The sequence below is a fragment of the Pseudomonas sp. KCJK8993 genome, from assembly GCF_046230915.1.
Lineage (GTDB): Bacteria > Pseudomonadota > Gammaproteobacteria > Pseudomonadales > Pseudomonadaceae > Aquipseudomonas > Aquipseudomonas piscis.
Genome location: NZ_JBJJLO010000186.1, coordinates 1 through 7,056 on the forward strand (window position 1 = coordinate 1; position 7,056 = coordinate 7,056).

The following is a 7,056-nucleotide window of genomic DNA, read 5'->3' on the forward strand; positions in this document are numbered from 1 at the left end:
ACGCACCTGTAGGCATCAATCGACGCCGACGAAGCCGCCGGTCTGGTGTTGCCACAGTCGCGCATACAGGCCGCCGTGGGCCAGCAGTTCGGCATGGGTGCCGGTCTCGGCGATGCGCCCCTGTTCCAGCACCACCAGGCGGTCCATGCGGGCGATGGTGGAGAGCCGGTGGGCGATGGCGATCACGGTCTTGCCCTGCATCAGGGTCTCCAGGCTTTCCTGGATCGCCGCTTCGACTTCCGAGTCCAGGGCCGAGGTGGCTTCGTCCATGATCAGGATCGGCGCGTCCTTGAGCAGCACCCGGGCGATGGCGATGCGCTGGCGCTGGCCGCCGGACAGCTTGACCCCGCGCTCACCCACGTGGGCGTCGAAGCCGGTGCGGCCCTGGGCGTCGGATAGCAGCGGGATGAACTCGTCGGCGCGGGCCTTGTGCACGGCTTCCCAGAGTTCCTCGTCAGTGGCGTCGGGACGTCCGTAGAGCAGGTTGTCACGGATCGAACGGTGCAGCAGCGAGGTGTCCTGGGTGATCATGCCGATGCGCTCGCGCAGGCTTTCCTGGGTCACCCCGGCGATGTCCTGGCCGTCGATCAGGATCTGCCCGCCCTGCAGGTCATAGAGGCGCAGCAGCAGGTTGACCAGGGTCGACTTGCCCGCCCCGGAGGGGCCGATCAGGCCGATCTTTTCCCCGGGACGGATGTGCAGGTTGAGATCGCTGATGACCTTGTTGGCCTTGCCGTAGTGGAACTCGACATGCTCGAAGTTCACCCCGCCTCGGGTCACTTCGAGCTTGGGCGCCTGTTCGCGGTCGGTCAGTTGCAGTGGCTGGGCGATGGTCTGCAGGCCGTCCTGGACCATGCCGATGTTCTCGAAGATGCCGTTGATCACCCACATGATCCAGCCGGACATGTTGACGATGCGGATCACCAGGCCGGTGGCCAGGGCGATGGCCCCGGCGCTGATCAGCGACTGGCTCCACAACCACAGGGCCAGGCCCGTGGTGCCGGCGATCAACAGGCCGTTGAGGGTGGTGATGGTGACGTCCATGGAGGTCACCACGCGACCGGCCAACTGGCTTTTCTCGGTCTGTTCGGCGATGGCCTCGCGGGCGTAGCTCTGCTCGAAATGGGTATGGGCGAACAGTTTCAGGGTAGCGATGTTGGTGTAGCCGTCGACGATCCGCCCCATGAGCTTGGAGCGGGCGTCGGAGGCATCGACCGAGCGTTTCTGGATGCGCGGCACGAAGAACCGCATGGCGCCGATGAAACCGACGATCCACAGCAGCAGCGGGATCATCAGGCGCCAGTCGGCATCGGCGAACAGCACCAGGGCGCCGACCGCATAGATGGTCACGTGCCACAGGGCGTCGATCACCTGCACCGAGGAATCCTGCAGCGAGTAGCCGGTCTGCATGATGCGCTGGGCGATGCGCCCGGCGAAGTCGTTCTGGAAGAAGTTCAGGCTCTGGCGCAGCACATAGCTGTGGTTCTGCCAGCGGATCAGGCTGGTCATGCCGGGGGTGATGGTCTGGTGCATCAGCAGGTCGTGCAGGCCGACCATCAGCGGGCGCAGCAACAGCGCCACCACCGCCATCCAGGCCAGCTCCAGGCCATGGTCGCTGAAGACCTGGACGCTGGGCGTGCCCTGGGCCAGGTCGATGATGGTGCTCAGGTAGCTGAACAGCGACACCTCGATCAGCGCCACGAACAGGCCCACCACCAGCAGGGCGACGAAGCTCGGCCAGACTTGCTTGATGTAGTGGAAATAGAAGGGCAGGACCCGGTTGGGCGGGGTGGTCGCGGGGGTGTCGCGGAAGATATCGATCAGTTGTTCGAAACGACGATAGAGCATGGGGTCTGCAGCCCGTTGTACGGGCTCTCCTGTGCTATAGCGGACGGGGCGCCGGGTAGGGCGCCGCCGTCGGGGACAGGCTGCGTGATCAGTCGATGCGCTTGGCCGACTTGATCAGTACCGGGTCGACCGGGACGTTCTGCATGCCTTGCTTGGTGGTGGTCTGGGAATTGACGATCTGGTCCACGACTTCCATGCCGTTCACCACCTTGCCGAACACCGCGTAGCCGGCATCGCGGCCCGGATCGAGGAAGGCGTTGTCGGCGACGTTGATGAAGAACTGGCTGGTAGCCGAGTCGGGGTTCGAAGTCCGGGCCATGGCCAGGGTGCCGCGCACGTTGTGCAGGCCGTTGGAGGCTTCGTTCTTGATCGGATCACGGGTGTCCTTTTGCACCATCTGCGCGGTGAAGCCACCGCCCTGGACCATGAAGCCGGGGATCACCCGGTGGAAGATGGTGTTGGAGTAGAAGCCGCTGTCGACGTAGTCGAGGAAGTTCTTGCTGGACACCGGCGCCTTGACCGGATCCAGTTCGATCTCGATCTTGCCGAAGCTGGTGTCCAGCATGACGTGGGGTGCCTTGGCCGGTTGCGCTGCCATCAGGTTGGCGGCGAAGAGTACGGAACCGGCGGCGAGGGCGATTTTTTTCAGCATGGGTCAGTGATCCTGGGTGGTGGTGTCGACTGTATTGATGAAGTGCAGCAGGGTCTGGTTGAAGCGCTGCGGTTGGTCAAGCGGTGTGGCGTGCCGGGAGTCCTCGATCACCACCAGCTGCGCGTGCGGCAGCAGTTTGACGTAAGCCTCCTTGAGCGCCACCGGGGTGTAGTCGTGGTCGGCGCTGACGACCAGGGTTGGACAGGTGATACGGCCCAGGCGTTCCTGGACTCCCCAGCCGACGATGGCGTCGAAGCTGGCGAGATAAGCACGTTTGTCGTTTTTTGCCCAGCGTTCGGCCATCTTCTGCCGCAACTCGGCTTGCTCCGGCTTGGGAAACAGTCGCTGGCCCAGGGCCTTGCCGATGGCCGCCATGCTCAGCAGCCGGGACAGGCTCCAGCGTTTGAACCACTGCCAATAGTCGTCGGCCGAGCGCAGCTTGACCTCGGGTGCGCTGTTGACGATGCACAGGCTCTTGAACAGGTGCGGCTGGTCCACGGCCAGCTGGAAGCCGATCATGCCGCCCATGGACAGCCCGACATAGTGCACCGGCCCCAGGCCCAGGTGTTCGACCAGGGCCATGAGGTCGGCGGCGAATCCAGGGATGCTGTAGCGTTCCCGGGGCTTGTCGGAGCGGCCATGGCCGCGTACGTCCGGGATGATCAGGCGATAGCGGGTCGCCAGTTCCGGGACCTGCTTTTCCCAGTCCTGGGCGCTGGAACCCAGGCCGTGGACCAGCACCAGGGGCTCGCCCCGGCCGTATTCTTCGTAGTGCAGGGTGCAACCTTCATGCTCGAAATACGCCATGGCAGAACTCCTTGTTCTGGTGGTTGGGACTTCAGGCTTGCTCGGGGGCGGCGAACGGCGCATCCAGCGGCGCGGTGTCGAAGGTGCGCAGCAGTTCCACGAGGATCTGCGTCGCCGGGCCCAGGGGTTTGTCCTTGTTGGAGTACAGGAAGAAGGTCGGATGGCGGCTGCCGCCCTGGTCCAGGGGCAGCACCTTGAGCAGGCCTTCGTTCAGCTCGCGCTCGATCATGTGCCGTGGCAGCCAGGCGAAACCCAGGCCGCTGCTGACGAACTTGGCGGCGGTGGCCAGGCTGCCCACGGTCCAGCGCTGCTCGGCGCCCAGCCAGCCCACGTCCCGTGGTTGCTGGCGGCCGGAGTCGCGGATCACCACCTGCAACTGGCTTTCCAGGTCCTGGAAGGCCAGTTGTCGTTGCAGGCGGTGCAGGGCGTGCTCGGGATGGGCCACGGCGACGAATTCCACCGAACTCATCTCGGTCCCCAGGTAGCCGGGGATGTTGAAACCGCTGATGGCCAGGTCGGCAACGCCCTCGAGCAGCACTTCCTCGACCCCGGACAGCACTTCCTCGCGCAGGCGTACGCGGCAGCCGCGGCTCTGCGGCATGAACGCGGTAAGGGCGCGGACCAGCCGCGCATTGGGGTAGGCGGCATCCACCACCAGGCGGACCTCGGCTTCCCAGCCCTGCTCCATGTGATGGGCCAGGTCTTCGAGTTGGCTGGCCTGCTTGACCAACTGCCGGGAGCGACGCAGCAGCACGCCGCCGGCCTCGGTGAGCACCGCCTTGCGCCCATCGATACGCAGCAGCGGCACGCCGAGCTGGTCCTGCATGCGGGCCACGGTATAGCTGACCGAGGATTGCGAACGGTGCAGGGCCTCGGCGGCTTGGGCGAAGCCACCGTGATCGACCACGGCCTGCAGGGTGCGCCATTGATCCAGGGTCACGCGGGGCGCTTTCATGAGGGGCTCCTCTTGTCCTAAGCTGGCGCTCCCGCATTGGAGAGCGCCGAATGAGAAAATTCTGTTGTGTGCTGCTGGCCTTGCTGCCCCTTGGGGCCTGGGCCTATCCCATCGATGTCGACAAGCAACTCAATGGCCTGGGCATCGACTACATCACCTACGATACCGACGCCGACATCGGCTCGATCCAGTTGAACAACTACGGCAAGACCGATGCCGTGTGCTCGGTGGTTTTTCGCAACGGTCCCGAATCACCGCGTACGCGCAAGGTGGAGGTCGCCGCCGGCAAGAGCCGCAACGTGACCGTCAAATTCAACCGCAACATCATCAAGCTGCGCCTGGACCTGAACTGCCAGGCCAAGTGACCGCCGTGATGCCGGTCCTGTCGATCATGGCGGGACTGGGCTTGCTTATAAACGAATTTATTGATTGGTTATAGCAGTTATTTGCGCTTTTTCATCGATATATCTCTATTTAATCTGCGCCCCATCGACTTACGCATACCCCGATGGAGGCTTCACCCATGTCCCGCGTCCTGATCATCGAAAGCAGTGCCCGCCAGCAGGATTCCGTATCCCGCCAACTGACCCAGACCTTTGTCCAGCAGTGGCAAGCGGCCTATCCGGCGGACTCGATCACTGTGCGCGACCTGGCTCGCAACCCGGTGCCGCACCTGGATGCCAACCTGCTGGGGGGCTGGATGAAGCCTGCCGAGCAACGCAACGCCGCCGAGCAGGATTCGCTGCAACGCTCCAATGAGCTGACCGAGGAGCTGTTGGCGGCCGACGTGCTGGTGATGGCGGCGCCCATGTACAACTTCGCCATCCCCAGCACACTCAAGGCTTGGCTTGACCACGTGCTGCGCGCCGGGGTCACCTTCAAGTACACGGAGACCGGTCCCCAGGGCCTGCTCACTGGCAAGCGCGCCTTCGTGCTGACGGCCCGGGGCGGGATCTACGCCGGCAGCAGCACTGATCATCAGGAACCCTACTTGCGCCAGGTCATGGCCTTCATCGGGATCCATGACGTGCAGTTTATCCATGCCGAGGGCCTGAACCTGGGTGGTGATTTCCACGAGAAGGGCCTGAACCAGGCCAACGCCAGGCTGGCCCAGGTGGCCTGAGGGGTTAATCCCCGGATAATCGCTGGATGTTCAAATAGCTCCTGCGTGCCCCTTCAAGCAGGTCCGCGCATCGAACCTCCCTTTGCACTGCGTGCTCCTTCAGTGCCGACGCCCGATCTAGCGCCTTGCGAGATCGGGCTTTTTTTGCCGGGGATTTCACCCGCGCCGGCAAAAACCGTTATCGTCGCCGCCATCCAACGATGAGGCGAGCATGGGCTATCTACTGGTTGTCACCCTGATCCAGGCGTTTTCCTTCAATCTGATCGGCGAGTACCTGGCCGGGCATGTCGATAGCTACTTCGCGGTGCTGGTGCGGGTGCTGCTGGCAGGCTTGGTGTTCATTCCGCTGACCCGCTGGCGCCGGGTGGAACCGGCCTTCATGCGCGGCATGCTGCTGATCGGCGCGCTGCAGTTCGGCATCACCTACGTGTGCCTGTACCTGAGCTTCCGGGTGCTGAGCGTGCCGGAAGTGCTGCTGTTCACCATCCTCACGCCGTTGCACGTGACCCTGATCGAGGACGCCCTGAACCGGCGCTTCAATCCCTGGGGCCTGCTGGCGGCCCTGGTGGCGGTGGCGGGCGCCGCAGTGATCCGTTATGACCGGATCAACCCGGACTTCTTCATGGGTTTCTTGCTGCTGCAATTGGCCAACTTCACCTATGCCGCCGGGCAGGTGCTGTACAAGCACCTGGTGGCGCGCTACCCCAGCGACCTGCCGCATTACCGGCGTTTCGGCTACTTCTACCTGGGGGCCTTGCTGGTGGTGTTGCCGGCGTTCCTGCTGTTCGGCAAGGCGCACTTCTTGCCGGATGCCCCGGTGACCTGGGCGGTGTTGCTGTTCCTCGGGCTGGTGGCCACGGCCCTGGGGCTGTACTGGTGGAACAAGGGCGCCTGCCTGGTCACCGGCGCGACCCTGGCGGTGATGAACAACCTGCATGTGCCGGTGGGCCTGCTGCTCAATTTGCTGATCTGGAACCGCCATGAAGACCTGGGCCGCCTGGCCCTCGGCGGGCTGGTGATCCTGCTGGCGGTGTGGGTCAGCCGCCATGGCCAGCGCAGGGTGGCCACGGCGTGAGGGTTACGGGCGCCAGCCAGATTGGGTAGCGGTTCTACGCAACTGTTACCCCCATCCCCAGGAGCGATGCTTTTTCCAGGACCCGCCACACCGGCGGGTTCTTTTTTGTTTTTGTTTTTTCCATTGGAAACAATGAGTTAGATGAGTCAAGAGAAGAGCCGAGCGCTCGGTGACGCGTCTGGCCGTAAAATTGCATTCATATGTATATACAAGACATTACAAGATGAGCTGGCTTTGCTGACGCCAGTTCCTGGCAAGGGAGGGCGTTGTGCCATGAAGTTCCAGGTATTCCACGGCTGGTATGTGGTGTTGGCCACCCATGTGCTGCTGGCGCTGATCTTTGGCGGTGCCTACTCCTTCGGTGCGTTCTTCTCGCAGATCCAGGCCAATTTCGCAGTGGGGAGCTTTTCCGTTGCCTCGGTGTTTTCCCTGACGGCGTTGTTCTATTACGCCATGGGAGTCGTCGCGGGCGTGCTGGCCGATCGCACTTCCACCCGGCGGGTGGTGGGGGCGGGCATCCTGTCCCTGGCGCTGGGTTTTTTCTGCGCGAGCCTGGCGTCCGGGTCGTTGTGGTGGTTCCTGCTGTGCTTCTGCGT

General features: G+C 63.6%; 7 protein-coding genes and 1 pseudogene. 4 read left to right on the forward strand and 4 right to left on the reverse strand.

Annotated elements, in window-relative coordinates; translation table 11 throughout:
• Positions 1-15: 15 nt before the first annotated feature.
• From ACK6AU_RS30900 to ACK6AU_RS30915, 4 genes are all read right to left on the reverse strand, one after another.
• The gene (locus ACK6AU_RS30900) at positions 16-1,848 is read right to left on the reverse strand and encodes an ABC transporter ATP-binding protein (RefSeq protein ID WP_185698079.1); all 1,833 of its coding nucleotides are present in this window, start codon (positions 1,846-1,848) and stop codon (positions 16-18) included.
• Between the two features lie 88 nt (positions 1,849-1,936).
• Positions 1,937-2,500: a peptidylprolyl isomerase gene (locus ACK6AU_RS30905; RefSeq protein ID WP_185698080.1), complete on the reverse strand. Its 564-nt coding sequence runs from the start codon at positions 2,498-2,500 to the stop codon at positions 1,937-1,939.
• Between the two features lie 3 nt (positions 2,501-2,503).
• Positions 2,504-3,307, reverse strand: coding sequence for an alpha/beta fold hydrolase (locus tag ACK6AU_RS30910; protein WP_409303477.1), 804 nt, complete (start codon positions 3,305-3,307; stop codon positions 2,504-2,506).
• Between the two features lie 31 nt (positions 3,308-3,338).
• Positions 3,339-4,262 carry a LysR family transcriptional regulator gene (locus ACK6AU_RS30915; RefSeq protein ID WP_022642947.1) on the reverse strand — a complete coding sequence of 308 codons (924 nt, stop codon included), beginning with the start codon at positions 4,260-4,262 and terminating at the stop codon, positions 3,339-3,341.
• A gap of 50 nt (positions 4,263-4,312) precedes the next feature.
• On the opposite strand from ACK6AU_RS30915, the gene ACK6AU_RS30920 reads away from it, so the two are divergent.
• The 4 genes and pseudogenes from ACK6AU_RS30920 to ACK6AU_RS30935 all read left to right on the forward strand — a co-directional run.
• Positions 4,313-4,627 (forward strand): 3-phosphoglycerate kinase, encoded by a 315-nt coding sequence (locus ACK6AU_RS30920; RefSeq protein ID WP_409303480.1) that lies wholly within the window; start codon positions 4,313-4,315, stop codon positions 4,625-4,627.
• A 158-nt stretch (positions 4,628-4,785) separates the two neighbouring features.
• On the forward strand, positions 4,786-5,385 hold the full coding sequence (locus ACK6AU_RS30925; protein ID WP_409303482.1) for an FMN-dependent NADH-azoreductase: 600 nt from the start codon (positions 4,786-4,788) through the stop codon (positions 5,383-5,385).
• Positions 5,386-5,596: 211 nt separating this feature from the next.
• Positions 5,597-6,460 (forward strand): carboxylate/amino acid/amine transporter, encoded by an 864-nt coding sequence (locus tag ACK6AU_RS30930; RefSeq protein ID WP_022642950.1) that lies wholly within the window; start codon positions 5,597-5,599, stop codon positions 6,458-6,460.
• A 273-nt stretch (positions 6,461-6,733) separates the two neighbouring features.
• A pseudogene (locus ACK6AU_RS30935) lies at positions 6,734-7,056 on the forward strand (hypothetical protein); the annotation flags it as partial.

Coding starts and splice junctions, on each gene's coding strand:
- ACK6AU_RS30900 (WP_185698079.1), bottom strand. CDS start 1,848: ATGCTCTATCGTCGTTTCGAACAACTGATCGATATCTTCCGCGACACC.
- ACK6AU_RS30905 (WP_185698080.1), bottom strand. CDS start 2,500: ATGCTGAAAAAAATCGCCCTCGCCGCCGGTTCCGTACTCTTCGCCGCC.
- ACK6AU_RS30910 (WP_409303477.1), bottom strand. CDS start 3,307: ATGGCGTATTTCGAGCATGAAGGTTGCACCCTGCACTACGAAGAATAC.
- ACK6AU_RS30915 (WP_022642947.1), bottom strand. CDS start 4,262: ATGAAAGCGCCCCGCGTGACCCTGGATCAATGGCGCACCCTGCAGGCC.
- ACK6AU_RS30920 (WP_409303480.1), top strand. CDS start 4,313: ATGAGAAAATTCTGTTGTGTGCTGCTGGCCTTGCTGCCCCTTGGGGCC.
- ACK6AU_RS30925 (WP_409303482.1), top strand. CDS start 4,786: ATGTCCCGCGTCCTGATCATCGAAAGCAGTGCCCGCCAGCAGGATTCC.
- ACK6AU_RS30930 (WP_022642950.1), top strand. CDS start 5,597: ATGGGCTATCTACTGGTTGTCACCCTGATCCAGGCGTTTTCCTTCAAT.